We start from the raw sequence: 15,247 nt of genomic DNA, 5'->3' as shown, positions 1-15,247 counted from the left end.
TCAAGCTGAGGTTAAACAAACCCTACAGCTCTAGCTGCTGCTGATCGTCATCTGGCAAATCGGACTGGAAATACCTTGAACTCTGATAGCCCATCCCTTGAGGATTGGCATTGGCAAATGTCTCCAGGTAAGGGGTATCAAACCAGTTCACCTCGTAGACATTCTCGGTATATGGATTCTCGATCTGTTGGCTACTCCAGGGGTTATCACCTCCGCCCAAACCAGATGACGCATCTTCACCATAAAAATGGGAATTACCTCCATAACCCAGAGCTATCGAGTTGGAAGTTTCACTATAGCCATTCCCTCGATATCCACTTCCACCATATTCCTCAGCAGTCTGTTCATATCCGCCCTGCTCAGGTTGGTTGTAATTAATTCCGTATTCAGACTCAGACATCAACATCTCCAATCGACTAAAACTACGGCTTGACGTTACTGGGAAAAACGTTTCAAACAATTCGTTCGGAAAATGACTACGAATCAGGAATACATTCTCTATTCCAAAAACAAATCTAGCACCTACAGAAGAGGCTTTAATCTCTATATTAGATCAAGATTTTTTACTAGTGTCCAAGTCAATATTTAAATATTAAAAATATGATTTAAACCCAAGATAACTACTGAAGCTAGCTTTTAGCGGCAAGAATTATTATTAAAGTTCAAAGTTTTAGCTAGCAAGTATTACTAAATTACAAGTTTATAGAATTATGAGTTTATTAGTGTATATGCTTAACGGATTACACATTTACAGAGTTATTAAATTGCAGCCTTACAGGTATGTGCAAACCGTACTCAAAAAGTAATTGAAACAATGTAATAGGGCGTTGCTACCGCAAGCTGTTTGAGCCTTTACTCAAACAGCAATTCAAGCTGCCGCAATGCATATCTTCTATGGCTACGATCATTCCGTCCCTGCCTCAACACCTACAGCCTCTATACAACAGCCTTCTTCAAAACCCTCCCTATGGCTTCTTCCCCTCTTCAACCAAGTTAGTGCGACGGATTCTCCACTATGCCCAGATCCAATCTGGGCTAGAAGTACTGGAACCTTCCGCAGGAAGCGGCATATTAGCAAGAGCCGCGCGCGCATGTGGCGCAATTGTCGATGTTATCGAACTTGATCCAAGACTCCAAACCCTACTCGTTCAGCAGGGATTTAATTTGGTAGGAAGCAACCTCATGACCGCCACGCCCACTAAACTCTACTCACGAATCATCGCTAATCCACCGTTTAGTCAAAGTGAGAATTTGCGAGGAACGGATATCGATCATATTCAGCGTCTATACCAGCATTTTCTGGCTCCCGGAGGCAGGCTGGTTAGCGTAGTTTCCAACTCAATGAACAAGCGATACTGTCCGCGTGCTGAAGCATTTCAACATTTCTTAGACAGGATTCCAGCAAACATCTACGACTTGCCTTTGGAAATATTTTGGGAAACGGAACGCCCTGTAACAGTCGAAGCATACCTCATCGTTGCCGAAAAGCCTTCACAAATCACCTGACACCGCAATGGACCTCACCACTCTTCCTCCCTATCCCAACGCATCGTACCGCTATATCACAACTGGTGATGATTTGAAGGCAGCCATTCAATCAATTGGACATCCCTCTGAAATTGGGATTGATATCGAAACCACTGGGATTGACCCATTGACAGATGCCATTCGCTTAGTTCAAATTGCTGTTCAAAAAACGCCGGTGTTGGTCATTGACTTAATGGCAATTCCTCCTAAACAGTGGGATCCCCTCAAGCGCTTGTTACGGAGCAATATCTTGAAGGTTGGACACGGACTCAAATTTGAAAAGAAATTTCTTGAAACAGCAGGGATCGGGTTCAACGGTCCCTTTTTTGACACAGAACTTGCTTTCAAAGTTTATCTAGCCGGACGTAAAATCAGTGCCAGCCTACAGTCTGTTGTAGCTCGAATACTCAAGCAATTTCTTGATAAGACCGAACAGAAAAGCAACTTTCGCAATACACTCCGCAAGCAGCAACTTCAGTATGGAGCAAACGACGCAGTTGCCCCCCTGTACCTCAAACCAATATTGACCGATCGCCTACAACGTGGCAACGGAAAGCTATGGGCGATCGCCGAAGAACTGGAGTTTCCCTGCCTTGAGGTGACCGCAAACATGGAACTCAACGGCATGAAGTTCGACCATAACCGTTGGAAACGCTTGGGGAAAGAAATCGAGCTGCGCCGCAGTTGCGCCAAAGCAACCGTGATGCAATTGCAGCGGGTGGATACCAACCAGATCTCGCTACTGCCTCAGCTTACAGATGCCGTTAACCCTAACTCTTGGCAGCAAATTCTCCCAGCCCTACAGGCAATGGGAATACCCATCCAATCCACTAGTGAACGAGAACTGACCCCTCACGCACGCAAATATCCAGTTGTCCAAGCACTTCTCGATTACCGACATCTGAGCAAATTCACCAATACCCTGGCAGAAGGGCTTCCACAACATATTCATCCAGTTACTGGACGTGTACACGGCAACTGGTTTCAACTGGGTGCCCGCTCCGGACGATACTCGTGCCAGAACCCACCGCTCCAGACAATTCCTCGCACTGACCTTGCCCGCAGGTGCTTTGTTGCTGAACCTGGCTGGAAAATTATCAAAGCAGATTATTCCCAAATCGAGTTACGCATCCTAGCTCGACTTTGTGGTGATGAACCACTAATCAAAGCATTCTTGACTGGACAGGATGTCCATGCTTTAACAGCCGCACTTATCTTTGGCAAACCCGTCGAGCAAGTTACGCTAGAGGAACGAGCCGTCGGTAAAATCATTAACTTCGGTATTATCTATGGAATGGGACCGAAGAAACTCAAGCAAACTCTGGAAAGCGATGCGAACTACTTCATCACCTTAAAAGAAGCCAGTCAATTCATTGACAACTTCTATAAAGGACACCCTCAAATCAAACGCTGGCAGGAACAGATTCGTCGGAATGTTTTTTACAAAGGCTGCAATGACAGTTACACACTGGCTGGCAGGCGGCGAGTTTGGAAGTGGAAGGACAAACCTCCTATCAACGAAATCATCAATCACCCCGTTCAAGGGTCTAATGCAGACATTACAAAGCTGGCACTTTGGAAGCTCAATGAGCATCTCAAACGTCACAGGTTATCTGCCAAAATCATCGCTGTTTTACATGATGAAATTGTAGTGGAATGTCCTGATGCAGAAGTAGCCCAGGTTACCCCACTTATAAACAACGTTATGGTTCGAGCGGCTGAACGATGGCTAAAACCTATTCCGATCGCCGTCGATATCAAAGTAGCCAACAGTTGGGGCAGTCACGCTACATCATCTAATACGCCTCCAAATAACTCCTGGGGCGGAATGGCAAATCTTGATTGATCCGGTGCAGCAGCATTTCTGGCGTAAGTCGCCTGATTAAGAATCTCATACATCTGCTTTTCTTCTCGAATCATCGCCGGAGTAAACTTCCATCGCTGTTCCTGCAAGTCTTTGAGTGTAACTGTCAACTCCTTCGTCTGTATCCCCTGCTGTCTATTGCGGTGATAAATAGCTTCAGCAGTTTTCCGTACCGCCTTACCAATTTCAGCAGGTGTGCAGAGCTTATAATCGCGCAACAACAATCGCCATTCCGTTTCAGTAAAGGGTGATGCTCCTACAGAGCCGTTGGTCGATCGCGCTAGGTTGCGAAACGCTGGGAAGTACTTTGCCAAATGCAGGTTGAAGATGCCATACCGTGCTCCTTCGGTCGGTAATGCACAGAAGAAGATGTCATCGAAACGGCGGATTAACTCAGCCGGTAACATCCCCAACCGGTTCACTGTTGCGATCATGTAGATGGGATACTGATGCTCCTGCATCCAGGTCAACAATTTTCCTGCCATCCGCCGTCCAACTCCACCATCAGCATTTGAGTCGAACCCAGCAAAAGCTTTATCAAAATCATCAAAATAAAGTACGCAAGGGGATAACGCCTCTGACAATGAGAGAATAAACCGCAATGTCCTATCGGGTTGACGAGTACCCAAAATCTGCCCCCAATCCACTGCTAACAGCGGGACTCCCATTTTTTGGGCTGCTAATTTTGCGCTCAAACTCTTACCCGTTCCCGGAGGTCCCCAGAGGATCATCCCCTTGGGAAACTTCAATCCAAATCGTTCCGCATCAGGGTCCAGCAGCGATACAACCTTGCCTAGATCTGCTTCCAGCACCTCCAAACCACCTGCTGTCGGAACATCTGGTTCAGAAATAAACTCCAATCCCCGTCCCTTCAGCTTAGAGATTTTGTGGGACAGCACCGATGAAGCAAGCTGCTCAAGGGAATGAGCAAACGGCTGATAGTGTGCCAAAACCAAATCAATTTCGCCCAATGGTAGACCCTGGCACGATCGCACTAGCTGTGACAATGAATCATGAGTCGCCTGGTCTAAGAATGAAGGATGGGCGCGACAAAAGGCTTCAATGGCTGCTTGTAACTCCTCTCGCTTCGGAAGTGGGAACTCCAACACTGGAACGAAAGGTTGTAGGTGCATTGATACTTGAACGGTATCCTCCAGTAGCACCCAATATTGAGGTGAAGAGCGTAGTTCTGCCTGGTAGTGAGCGTTGAGAATTTGATAGGACTGGCGATCGCCAATATCACCATACTCATTCACCTGTAATGCTCCTTCCAGCAGCACGATTCCAGAGGTATCTGAATCCAACAAGTACTGCATTACCGCAGTCCCATTGCTTAACTCAGAACCTGAATCTAACGGTTCAAAAACGGTTTTATTACCTGACCACACCAACTGTTGCAGTCCAGAAAATCCAGGGTTCCATAGGTAAACTGGGAGCGATCGCTGATCACCCCAGAGGTGAAATTGATGCAGCACTCGCGCGCGATCGGGGCTTTGAAACTCCAAACCCACTACAGCAGTCCCTTGATCAGCGAGTACTGCCCAGTCATCAAACTGTCTCATAACCATTCAATTTGCAGAAACTTCAATGCCGAATGCGATCGCATTCGGCATTTCCTTCACCTTAACGCTGAATCCCAGTACAAGGGTTCTCAACATTACAACTATATGAAACTTAAAGTTTCAGGAGCAGAATACAGCTAAGGAGAAATAAGCATTGCTACTGCAATGTTGGTGTTTTCGGAACGAAGACAGCTACCGCCACTTTGAGAGGATTTCTCCTTCAAGTCGAAATCCTTGAAAGCCGCGACTGCGGCATTGGAGTGAAAACCCAATCCAACAAGGAATTTAAGGGAATTATGGCAAAAGTTGCAACCAAACCTGCTTCCAACAGCAAAACCACCTCTTCTAATGGCAACGGAAATGGCAAAGCAGTCGCCACAAAGGACACCAGTCTTTATGGAAAACTGCGAGCGGCTATCTACAGTAGCCGTGCCTTTAGCCGTGCAAAACTGCCGACCAGTCCTGACGCAGAAGTGTACACCCAGGTATACTACGCCGCTCGGTCCTTAGCAACCGCCGCTGCCAACTCTGCTTTTCGGACGGTTCATGGCGGTAAGAAAAAGCCACCTACTTTTGATTACAAACAGTTCAATCAAATCTTCAGCCAAATCTATGGCAACGCAGAAGAGCGTTCAGTCAACATTCAGGAACTGGTTGAAATCGGCAAACGGTTAAGTCCTCGCGTTAGCACTGCTCCTGATGCTATGCGGGAAATGATCCTGATCAATGTTGAGGAAATGAACCGCATGAACCTCCAGCGGATGTTGAACAACCTGCGGGATGAAGGCGGATTCTACGCCGCACCCGTGGACGAACTCGAAGGTGATCTCGAAGATCTGGATGATATTGACGAGACCACTGAAGAAGAAGCAGAGGAGGACGAATCTGACGAAGAAGAGGACGAAGAAGAAGAGGAAGAGGACGAAGAAGAGGATATTTAACCTTCTTCCCCATTCCCTGCTGTTGAACCTGAGTACAACCGGAAACCCACTCAATTGGGTCTCCGGTTATTTTTTTGGCAACTAAAGTCAGATGCCAGAAGCACCTGATTCAACCCTCAATTTCACCGAATACTTTTCGATCGCAGCTACAGAAGTGTACATGAAAGCGAACCAGGCGGACTTTCAAGGTCCGCTAAGGCAACTGCCGTTGCAACTTGGGTGAGTTTGAGGAATCGGACTCAGAACAGATTGCGACAACCGTCGCGACCTGCGTGAAAGCCTGATCAACGTGAAACTTAAGGAGTTTTAACCAATGGCTAACAAAACTAAAGCAGCTCAACCTACGATTGATGTTTCGCTGGACAACCTGATCGATGTTAACGAGCGGCAGCGTCTAAACGTCTTCAATTACCTGATGCAGCGCGTTGGTGAAGACCGCGCGAAAGCGGCTCGTGCCCAAGAACAGGATTTTGACTGGAATGCATTTAAGGAAGCCTTCCGGCAAGCTCACGGCGAGAAATCGTATGAGGAGTTGATGAGCGTTATCATCCGCTCCTATGGCCTAAAGACCTACAAGCAGGTGAAACAGGCACGCAGCAACCAGATCAACGCTTTGAAGCGTCGGATGGGTCGCCGTGCGGCTGAACTGGCTTCCTAATCAGCCAAATCAAAGTAGCCCCACACCCTGTAGAGTGTGGGGCTACTTTTTACCCATCCCATCCCACCCCTCAATTGAGGTACTCTTTTTTAGCCACTATCGTGGCTAAATTTCTGTCTGATTGGCACTTGGCAGCAACTCTCGTTCTGAGCCTCATCGTTCAGAATGGGGGTTGCCTCTCATCAGTTCGCCTCTGCCAACTCATGAATGGTAACCATCTGAACATTTTTTTGGGGATGAAGGGATTGTCAAGGATATGTAAATTTTAGGGGTTTCAATTTTCTGAAGCTACAATGTACGGCAGTCTGTATGATGCCTAAGCCCTATGAGGATTTTGACGCTTGAGATCAAGAACTACCGGAATTTAGACGGAGTGAAAATAAAATTCCATCCGACAATGAACTTCATTATCGGAGAAAATAATTTAGGCAAGTCAAATTTACTTGATTTATTAAATATTCTATTTAATAAAAATAACTTTGCTGAATCAGATTTTCTAAACCTTGATGAGCAAATCCACATCACTTTTTCATTAGGACTATCAGAAATTGAGCAGGGCTTCTTTGATGATTTGTTTGATCCTACTGATAGAGGGAAGATTAATATAGTAGCCGTTCAAGAATCTCCTGATGACGTAACTAAGTTTCAGCATCAAGAATCAGGAACAGTGATTCCTAACAGCATAGTAAGATGCGTTAACTATATAAACTATGACTCACTCAGAAATCCATCATCTGAACTAAGTTTTTCCAAGAATAGAGGTGTTGGCAAATTTCTCAATCACATCATAGTTAAATACCTACAAGCTAGCAAATTGCAAGACTTTGATTTCGTAATCGTTGAGAAGATTGATAAATTTTTGATTGAGGTTAATCAATCTCTACAAAAAATTAAATCGTTTAAAGATTTCTCCGTGCAGGCGATTAGAGAAGAGAACAAAGAGAATCTATTGGCGAAACTCATTTTATTAGCAGATAACAACAATCGAGCTTTGGAAAGCCTAGGCTATGGAGTACAGTTCTCTATAATTATCACGCTATCAATTTTTGAGAGGTTACTAAGCCTTAGCAAGCAGCGATTAGATAGATGCATTATCGAGGATAGCTCAAATTCAGAAAAGTGTATTCCAGTCTTAATAGGGTTGGATGAGCCAGAAATCCACCTACATCCTTATGCTCAAAGAAGTTTAATCAAATATCTTGGGCGGGTTGTAAATAATGATGAGCTAGATTTTAGCTCTCTTCTTACAGACATATTTCAAATCAATAGATTGCTTGGACAAATCCTGATTGTTTCACATTCGCCTAATATTTTACTCAATGACTACAGACAGTTTTTGAGGTTCTACAAGAATGAAAGTGGTTATTTGATCGTTAAAAGCGGGTTTGATATAGCTTTAGATGAAACTACTGAGAAACAGCTACTTAAGAATTTGCCTTATGTTAAAGAAGCATTCTTTTCAAAAGTAGTGATTTTAGTCGAAGGTGATACTGAGCTTGGTGCGCTCCCCATCTTCAGCAAGAGGATGAATATCGACCTAGATGAATTTGGAATTAGTATTATTCAAGCGGGAGGTGCAAAATCGATTCCATCTTTAATGCAACTACTAGATGAATTTGGCATTAAAAATATAGGGCTAATGGATCGTGATCAGGAAGCGAAATATAACCATGTTGCAGGATTATCTTTTACTCAAGGACAAGATTTCGAAGAAGATATATATGCAAGCTTCAATGTAACAGATTACGTGAAATATCTAGAAAAAGAATTTCCCGATGAGAGAAAAGCTGATTATTTCATTGGCAAGGCTAGAGAGATAGGTACTTCCCTCGATCCTCAAAATCTTATATATCCTCAGTTAGAGTTACTATCACTAGATGAGATCCAGAAGCTTAAGGCTTTATCAAAGGAGCATATTCTCAAGAGTATGAGAAATAGCAAGAGTATTCTAGATGGAGGAGACTTAGGTAACTATGTCACTGAAATCCCTAAAGTTTATAAGAATCTAATTCAAAAAGCAGTTGAATTATCGAAAAATGTTGAATCAATCGGAACAGAGTCAATTATCTCAGAAGCTTAGAGACCTGCATTCTGGCGATGAAAAGCAGCTTGAGGTTATCTTCTCGGAGTCCACAAGGCTTATTGTTGAGGCTCCTGCTGGCTACGGAAAAACGAAGACTATGATCAGTAAGGTAGCTTATCTGTTAGCTACTGGAAAAGTTTCTTATCCTAAGAAAATCCTTGCACTAACATTTAGTGTTAATGCAGCATATAAAATTAAAAAAGAGCTTGCTGAGCATTTACCTTCTCTGGTTCAGTCTGGCAATTCAAATCAACTCAGAATCAATGAGAAATTGTTTGTCTCGAATTATCATGGATTTTGTAGGCATATTCTAAAAAGATATGGTTACCTACTTCATCCTAATCTCCCCAATTTAGATTTGATAAAAACTGTAGATGACTCTAAAGCTGAGCAAATAACTAGTGCGTTGAAAATATCCTTTCAAAAAGCATCAATTTTTTCTGGATTTAGCGATGCCGTTAAAAGTGTTAACAAGCAATATTTATCAGCACAATTCAATCAATATACGGATGGAATTATAGAAAATTTTCTTGATAAAGAGTGTATCAGTTTCAATGGGATTCTTGCACTCACATTGAAATTATTTATTGAATATAGGGAAGTTCTTCAATTCTATCAAGGCTATTTTCCCGTAATTCTTGTAGATGAATTTCAGGATACTAATGCTCTAAGCTGGGCTTTATTAAAGAGGCTAGTGGGAGATAAATCTCAACTGGTTTTTATGGGAGATTCATTGCAAAGAATATATGGCTTTATAGGTGCTATACCCAATTTAATAGTTGAGGCAGAGAAACTATTCTCTATGGATCGGATAGCTTTAGAAAAGAATTATAGATTTATGTCTAACCCACAGATGCTCCAGCTAGATAGAAATATCAGATTAAATGCAGAAAAGCCTAATAGTCCAGTTATTCAAGCAAATGCTGAGGTCTCACTTATATCTGTAAATACTCAAATAGAAGAAGCAGAGGAAATCATACAAAAAATAAATTATTTGTTCTCTTCCGAAGAGGACAGATCATGTAAGATCACAATTTTAGTAAAACAAAGAGGAGCAAATATAGATAAAATTATTGAGGTACTTGTGGGAAAGAAAATTTCTTATTTTTATGCTCTATTTGGAGATGATGACTCAGATTATTTATCATTTCATAGAGAGTGTTCTTCTCAATTCACCGATCAATTAAGAAAGGATATTAGGATTTCAAAGGGAACTTTGGAAAAATTTTACTTTAAAGTTGAAGAAGTATTTAAAAATAGTAGTAGCCCAACAATAAAATCATTATTGAATTTACTAGAAGTATTTTTGTCTAGGATATTAATCGATTATTCATTTTTAAGTGCCGAGGATAAGTTAATTCTCATAAGGGATACTTTTGAAAACAGAACCTTAAAACAAAATATGGAATATGTTGATCAAAACGTTATTATATCAACTATTCATGGGGCAAAAGGATTGGAATGGGATTATGTCTTAATGCCAGATATGGAACAATACTCTATACCTAACTGGTATGGACTTTGTGGAGCTTGCACCCATAAAAGTAATTGTAATTTAACAGTAAATAGTAGAAATGAGAAGAATTTCTTGGAAGAATTAAGTGTATTTTATGTAGGTGTAACAAGGGCAAGAAAACAAATCTTCTTCTCTGCTAGTAAAACTCGCTTCAAAGCAGATGGAACTACTCAAAGGGCAAATTTGAGTTGTATGCTAAAACTTCCTGGTATAACCCTTGTAACGGAATGAGTGTTCATCCCGCCCTCAAACTGTTGGAGCTGAACAACTTCTAGATTGGAAATGGAGTTAACAGAAAAACCAGAAAGATCAATGTCTTTTAAGCGTAACTGTCCAACCTGGGGATGCTGTGCCAATACTTCAGCCAGCGTCTGATCAGAGACATTAATGCCGACGACTTTGGCAGCCAAAAGTGCCGCAACAGGCGCGATCGCCCGCACATTGGTCTGCGCCAACCCTGGCACAACCTCTGCCAGATGGCTCAAGGTTTGATCGGTTGCCAGTGTAAACGTGCTCAGGGCAACTTGATTGAGATCGAGATTGGTGATTTGGGCGATCGCCCCTGACGAAAATACTTCTGCCTGAAATGCCTGCGAAATGTCCCCAGCTTCAAATACTGATCGGGAGTCATACCAGTATTCCAACGGCGGCTCGGGTCATACCCCAACACTTACCTATAGGGTTTACCATCGGTTGAGCCAACACGGCTGATACTCGGCATCTGTGACAGAGCAATCAGGCTCCAATCAGGCAATAAAACTTGAGTTGCAGGCAGCCCAGATTGACTCCCTGTAATTTCTAGAATCCGGGTTGGTAGGCTGCCATCGTCAATGGTACGAGCAAATGCAGATGCATTGAACCCGCAATTACTCATGACAATTAAGCACAGTGAAATGATCCATGCTAGAACCCGCTGCCTTTTGAAGCCGTCCGGCATTCTCAATGGGGTATTCATGACAGGCAGAGCTAAGGAAAATTAAAGCCCCAAGTCCAGTGCAGAAAAAGTGTGCTCCGTCTTTGGCTGATAACCAGAACCCTTGCCATAACCCTTTAAGTAGGGGGTGGGGTTAGCGGCAGATTCCAAGTAGGGCGTGTCACCAAAGTTTTGCTCAAAAATGTTTTCCTGATAACCGTCGCTGAAGTGATCGGTTTGCCAGGGATTGTTACCAGCTTCAGAAATTGATTGTCCGCCTCCATAAAACAGGAACCGATGACAGAGATCCATTTAACAATTACCTATCACTTAAACTGACGCTCGTTGGGTGGAACCGTCCACAACGGACAGAAGCCACGAGTCGCTTCGCGCCCGTTCTGTTGCCAGACCACTCCCAACCGCTTTACCTCTCTCTGACAGTTGTTGTCCGCCAGCAGATCTCGGTTCCACTCAATCAGGTGCTTGGCATACTTGCCCTCAGCACTTTGTGCCCAACGCAACGCCTCAACCTGCTCTGTGGTCAACCGACGGGGAGCTCCCGGATCGAGAGGAATCACCTGCTGGCGAACCAACGTGCCAATCACACCAACCACTCCACCGATCGCTGCTCCAACCAATAGGATGAGCAAAAAAATCCCGCCAGCCCGTATCAGCGTAAACGGATGGGTCAGCACTTCCCGGACACTCACCTTGCGAACCAGTTCATCCACGGTGCGACTCATTACTTTTCGGTGAATCACCGCAGCCGTTCGTTCTAATGAGTCAAGCTTGGTTTTAACTGCCTGCTCGTAAGCTTCCAGGTTTTTCATGATCCAGTCTGAAGACTGTTCCTGTAGCGATCGCAGGTCTTGCTTAAATTGCTCAAGCTGTTGTTTGAACTGTTCATGCAAATCTGGATGTTCCTTGAGCAGAGTCTCTACATGACCCACTGCCATCAACGGTAGGAACAGTGGATCATCGGGTTCAATCCCCAAATTGTCCACCATTTCATACACCTCAGACTTGAAGTTGGCATCCCGCCCCTCTAGCGTGAGAGACAACAACGTGTAGCGAGGATCAACCGTTTCCCACAATCGATGCCGCGATTGGTGTTCATCGGGTAACAGGCGATCGTCTAAATCAAAATCATCCGCCTCTCCATCACCTAAATGCTTAGGGTCATCCAGTTGCATCCAATCCTCCACTCAGGAATATGCTTCTACATCTTTATGACACCGGGGAAACTTCCGAATCCTTCCCTTCCTTGCCTTTAGAAAATCCTTTACCGGACTTCCCATTGGCAGCACCCGTTTCGAGTGGAGCCATGTCAGCCCTGAGCAGCCCTAACCTCTCAACAGCATCTTGAGTGCCACGCAAGAGGGTAACTACCCGCTGGCGATCGAGCAACTTCAACTTTTTCGCTTCAGGGTCAATTGCTTGAGCAAAGGTGAGTTGCATGGCATCATAGCCTGTCGGTTTGAGGAATTTCGGAAAGTCCATTTGTTTCACATACGGACGCTTCAGCACCTCTTGAAGCTCAGAATTTGCCTCCAACCGCTCCCAGGCGCTGGGCTTACTCTTACCCTGATTTCGCACCAACACGTGGGTCATCTGGTTGCCATAGGTGTTGACCGATTCAATAAACTGTGCGACGCTGAACTCCCCGGCATCGCACAAAAACCATTCGATAAACCGAACCCGTTCAGATGGCTGATTGGCGTTGACTGAATCGGCTGCCAGTTGTAGCAGGTTGTTCTGCACCAGCCACTGATGCACTGCCTCCGACGAACTAGCAGCCAGGTTGAGGATGATGTTCTTACCCTGCTCAGATGCCGTTTCCCAAACAATGTCGGCGTTATCGAAATCCTCTTCGGAAAACTTCAGTTTGTAAGTATCTGGATAAAAGTGATGCACGTTGTAAGTTTGGGGGTCTGCATCAATGGCGAGGTAGGGTATCTTCAGCATCTGGTGAATGTGGATCAGGCAACAGGAGAAGGTGGACTTGCCGACTCCTCCTAATCGACCACCCACAACATTGATATCAGGCATAGAATGCATCTCCTTTGAATCAAAAATCAATTACGAACAGTTAAAAACTTTTTCCAATACCAATTAAGCATCTTCATCATTGGAGTCATTTAGTCCCTCAAAGACATCTCCGAATACCTGCGATCGCTGCCCCTTTTTGAAGGGATTGAAACCATTAGTGGCAACTGGGATAGAAGAAATAGATGCCACCTCAGTCTCCTCAACCGACTCAGATTCTTTCCTGTTTGATCGAGCGATCTCCATTGATGCAGGTGATACACTTACCAACGCCTGGGGAAGAGCTTCTGCCAAAGGAACCGAAGCAATCATGCTGTCCGGTAATGTTCCACCCATCACATACACCTGCTGGTGATGCACCACGGGTGGAGCTTCCAGTCCCAATACTCGACGAGCATAAGCCGTATACCCCTCAAGTTGACTGATCAGCAATAAACTCCGCCGTCGATATTGCTCCTCACTCAAGCGTCCAGACTCTTTGAGCATCAAGAGCATCCCCACCCCCTGTACCTGATGCCCGGATTCGAGCAGCAACTCTTTGGCGGGGCGATTTTCGGGATTTGACTTCAGGTATTCAATGAGTGCCGCATCATCGGTGCCAACCTCCGGCTGATACAAACACTGCAAGCGCTCCCGCTTTCGTTTTTTGCGGGTACTGGGCTTGCCTGACAATGATTCTGCATTTGACATTGCTGTAGCCTCCTACGCCGCCAAATGCGGAAAGACCTCTGCTGTCAGTCCCAGAAGTGCTGCATACGGATCAAATAGGCGCACTCCTAAACCCTTATCATCAAAGTCTTCAGGGAGTTTGACTCCACCGTGGAAGCTGTGCTCTGGAAAGGTTGAAAGCCAGCGTCGGTTAATTACTCGCTTGAGCGTTTCCGCCGTACCGCCACTCAGAATCACTTCGTCGCAGCGGACAGTCAATTCATTCAGCACATCTTGCATCCAGCCCATTAACTCCCGTAGGTAGAGATCGCAGGCTTGCTCCGTAGCCAACACCAAGCGATCCACTTCCTCAGTTTGGTCAGAACCAGAGCGATGGTGAGTGATTCGGTAGAAGGGTTGGCGATCAACAATCCCCTCACGCCCAAGCAGTTGCTTCGGGTCAAACGCCTCTGCCAGTACAGGAGTAAGGGTTTCAATGGACTGCTCAACTACTTTGTCGGAGTCCGACACCTCCTGAACCAAATGAGCAAAGCCCCACTTAGAACTTCGCACGATCGATTCCACCCCGCGTTCCATCACAAGCACCGAAGCGTTGCGAAACCCTAGCATAAAGAAAGCACAAACCTTGTCAGAAAAGTCTGGGTCGGTGGCTTCTTTGTAAGCGGCAATACCACTACCTTCAGGGACAAAGCGAATGCGGGCTTTAATTTTAAAGGTGCCTGTCGGGGTTTCAAATTCCTTCAGGGCTTCGCTGAGTTCCTGAGTCAGGGCTTCACGAGCAGGCATTTCACCCGCAGGCAGTTGTCCCACAAATGCGAGTCCAGCTTTGTTGTTCAGTCCATGTTGTTGATAGGCTGACCAAATCGCAGTCAGAGCTTTTGGCACAATCCGGGTTTGTTTGAGTTGGTGGATGTGCAGTTGTCCATGCTTGACACGCGCTAAGTTCCCCACTACAAAGGTGCCCTTACCGTAAGACACCCAGGCTTGATTTTCAGGCGGCAGGTTGGGCTTGTAGCGAAAGCGCAGATCTTTGAGGTCATCAGGGTTCAGCTCAACAACCTGCGGGTCTGTCGGCTGTGTACTGAGAAGACCATCGGCGAGTTGCGAGATAGGTTTGGTGCGAGACATGCCAAAGTCTCCTGCCTGAGCGATTGAAACACCAAGTAGTTTTGACGATCGAGTCATGCAATTGAAAAACTCCTGATATACGAAGAATGTGGCAGTACTTAATCACGCTTGTGCAACGGTCGTCGTCGATCCCTGATCGGGAACACAAACGACCTATCCTATTGCCCAACGAGTGGAGAACACTGGGAGTCGTTTTTGTGCGATATAACGCTCCACGAGTTGCAAAGGTAACAACCAGTGAGCTGAGTAGAAGGAAATCAGGTGGGTTAGAAATCCGTCCACAATCCGCATGATCGGATAGGGAGGAAACGGAAAGCCACTCCACTTACACTAGCGAATT

General features: G+C 45.0%; 15 protein-coding genes. 6 read left to right on the top strand and 9 right to left on the bottom strand.

Annotated elements, in window-relative coordinates:
• Positions 1–22: 22 nt before the first annotated feature.
• A complete protein-coding gene (locus AC1S52_RS04810; RefSeq protein WP_482027906.1) occupies positions 23–400 on the bottom strand; it encodes a hypothetical protein in 378 nt (125 codons plus the stop codon).
• Positions 401–894: 494 nt separating this feature from the next.
• Here AC1S52_RS04810 and AC1S52_RS04805 point away from each other — a divergent pair, with 494 nt between their 5' ends.
• Together AC1S52_RS04805 and AC1S52_RS04800 are read left to right on the top strand one after the other, a co-directional pair.
• The gene (locus AC1S52_RS04805) at positions 895–1,506 is read left to right on the top strand and encodes a hypothetical protein (RefSeq protein WP_482027905.1); all 612 of its coding nucleotides are present in this window, start codon (positions 895–897) and stop codon (positions 1,504–1,506) included.
• 7 nt (positions 1,507–1,513) lie between these two features.
• On the top strand, positions 1,514–3,373 hold the full coding sequence (locus AC1S52_RS04800) for a DNA polymerase (RefSeq protein WP_482027904.1): 1,860 nt from the start codon (positions 1,514–1,516) through the stop codon (positions 3,371–3,373).
• Here the strand turns inward: AC1S52_RS04800 and AC1S52_RS04795 are convergent.
• The gene (locus AC1S52_RS04795) at positions 3,310–4,953 is read right to left on the bottom strand and encodes an AAA family ATPase (protein WP_482027903.1); all 1,644 of its coding nucleotides are present in this window, start codon (positions 4,951–4,953) and stop codon (positions 3,310–3,312) included. The two genes, AC1S52_RS04800 and AC1S52_RS04795, sit on opposite strands and share 64 nt — an antisense overlap.
• Before the next feature lie 203 nt (positions 4,954–5,156).
• Here AC1S52_RS04795 and AC1S52_RS04790 point away from each other — a divergent pair, with 203 nt between their 5' ends.
• The 4 genes from AC1S52_RS04790 (at position 5,157) to AC1S52_RS04775 (ending at position 10,382) form a co-directional block, all read left to right on the top strand.
• Complete coding sequence (locus AC1S52_RS04790; protein ID WP_482027902.1) at positions 5,157–5,894, top strand: hypothetical protein; 738 nt, start codon at positions 5,157–5,159, stop codon at positions 5,892–5,894.
• Between the two features lie 313 nt (positions 5,895–6,207).
• A complete protein-coding gene (locus AC1S52_RS04785; protein ID WP_482027901.1) occupies positions 6,208–6,552 on the top strand; it encodes a hypothetical protein in 345 nt (114 codons plus the stop codon).
• Between the two features lie 325 nt (positions 6,553–6,877).
• Positions 6,878–8,632, top strand: a complete 1,755-nt coding sequence (locus AC1S52_RS04780; RefSeq protein WP_482027900.1) for an ATP-dependent nuclease — start codon at positions 6,878–6,880, stop codon at positions 8,630–8,632.
• Complete coding sequence (locus AC1S52_RS04775; RefSeq protein WP_482027899.1) at positions 8,589–10,382, top strand: UvrD-helicase domain-containing protein; 1,794 nt, start codon at positions 8,589–8,591, stop codon at positions 10,380–10,382. The genes AC1S52_RS04780 and AC1S52_RS04775 overlap by 44 nt, the downstream gene beginning before the upstream one ends.
• Here AC1S52_RS04775 and AC1S52_RS04770 read toward each other — a convergent pair.
• The 7 genes from AC1S52_RS04770 to AC1S52_RS04740 all read right to left on the bottom strand — a co-directional run bounded on the left by AC1S52_RS04770 (position 10,322) and on the right by AC1S52_RS04740 (position 14,964).
• On the bottom strand, positions 10,322–10,795 hold the full coding sequence (locus tag AC1S52_RS04770) for a hypothetical protein (protein WP_482027898.1): 474 nt from the start codon (positions 10,793–10,795) through the stop codon (positions 10,322–10,324). The genes AC1S52_RS04775 and AC1S52_RS04770 overlap by 61 nt on opposite strands.
• A gap of 26 nt (positions 10,796–10,821) precedes the next feature.
• The gene (locus AC1S52_RS04765; RefSeq protein ID WP_482027897.1) at positions 10,822–11,106 is read right to left on the bottom strand and encodes a hypothetical protein; all 285 of its coding nucleotides are present in this window, start codon (positions 11,104–11,106) and stop codon (positions 10,822–10,824) included.
• A gap of 21 nt (positions 11,107–11,127) precedes the next feature.
• Positions 11,128–11,376: a hypothetical protein gene (locus tag AC1S52_RS04760; RefSeq protein WP_482027896.1), complete on the bottom strand. Its 249-nt coding sequence runs from the start codon at positions 11,374–11,376 to the stop codon at positions 11,128–11,130.
• 14 nt (positions 11,377–11,390) lie between these two features.
• Complete coding sequence (locus AC1S52_RS04755; RefSeq protein WP_482027895.1) at positions 11,391–12,257, bottom strand: DUF6753 family protein; 867 nt, start codon at positions 12,255–12,257, stop codon at positions 11,391–11,393.
• 34 nt (positions 12,258–12,291) lie between these two features.
• Positions 12,292–13,113, bottom strand: a complete 822-nt coding sequence (locus tag AC1S52_RS04750; RefSeq protein ID WP_482027894.1) for a P-loop NTPase family protein — start codon at positions 13,111–13,113, stop codon at positions 12,292–12,294.
• A 63-nt stretch (positions 13,114–13,176) separates the two neighbouring features.
• Entirely contained in the window at positions 13,177–13,800 is a 624-nt protein-coding gene (locus AC1S52_RS04745) for a hypothetical protein (protein ID WP_482027893.1), read from the bottom strand.
• Positions 13,801–13,812: 12 nt separating this feature from the next.
• Positions 13,813–14,964 (bottom strand): hypothetical protein, encoded by a 1,152-nt coding sequence (locus AC1S52_RS04740; RefSeq protein WP_482027892.1) that lies wholly within the window; start codon positions 14,962–14,964, stop codon positions 13,813–13,815.
• Positions 14,965–15,247: the final 283 nt, after the last annotated feature.

The sequence above is a fragment of the Kovacikia sp. CALU 1929 genome, assembly GCF_056784235.1.
Note: the sequence above shows the minus strand (reverse complement) of the source record. Positions and strands in the feature narration are given on the sequence as shown.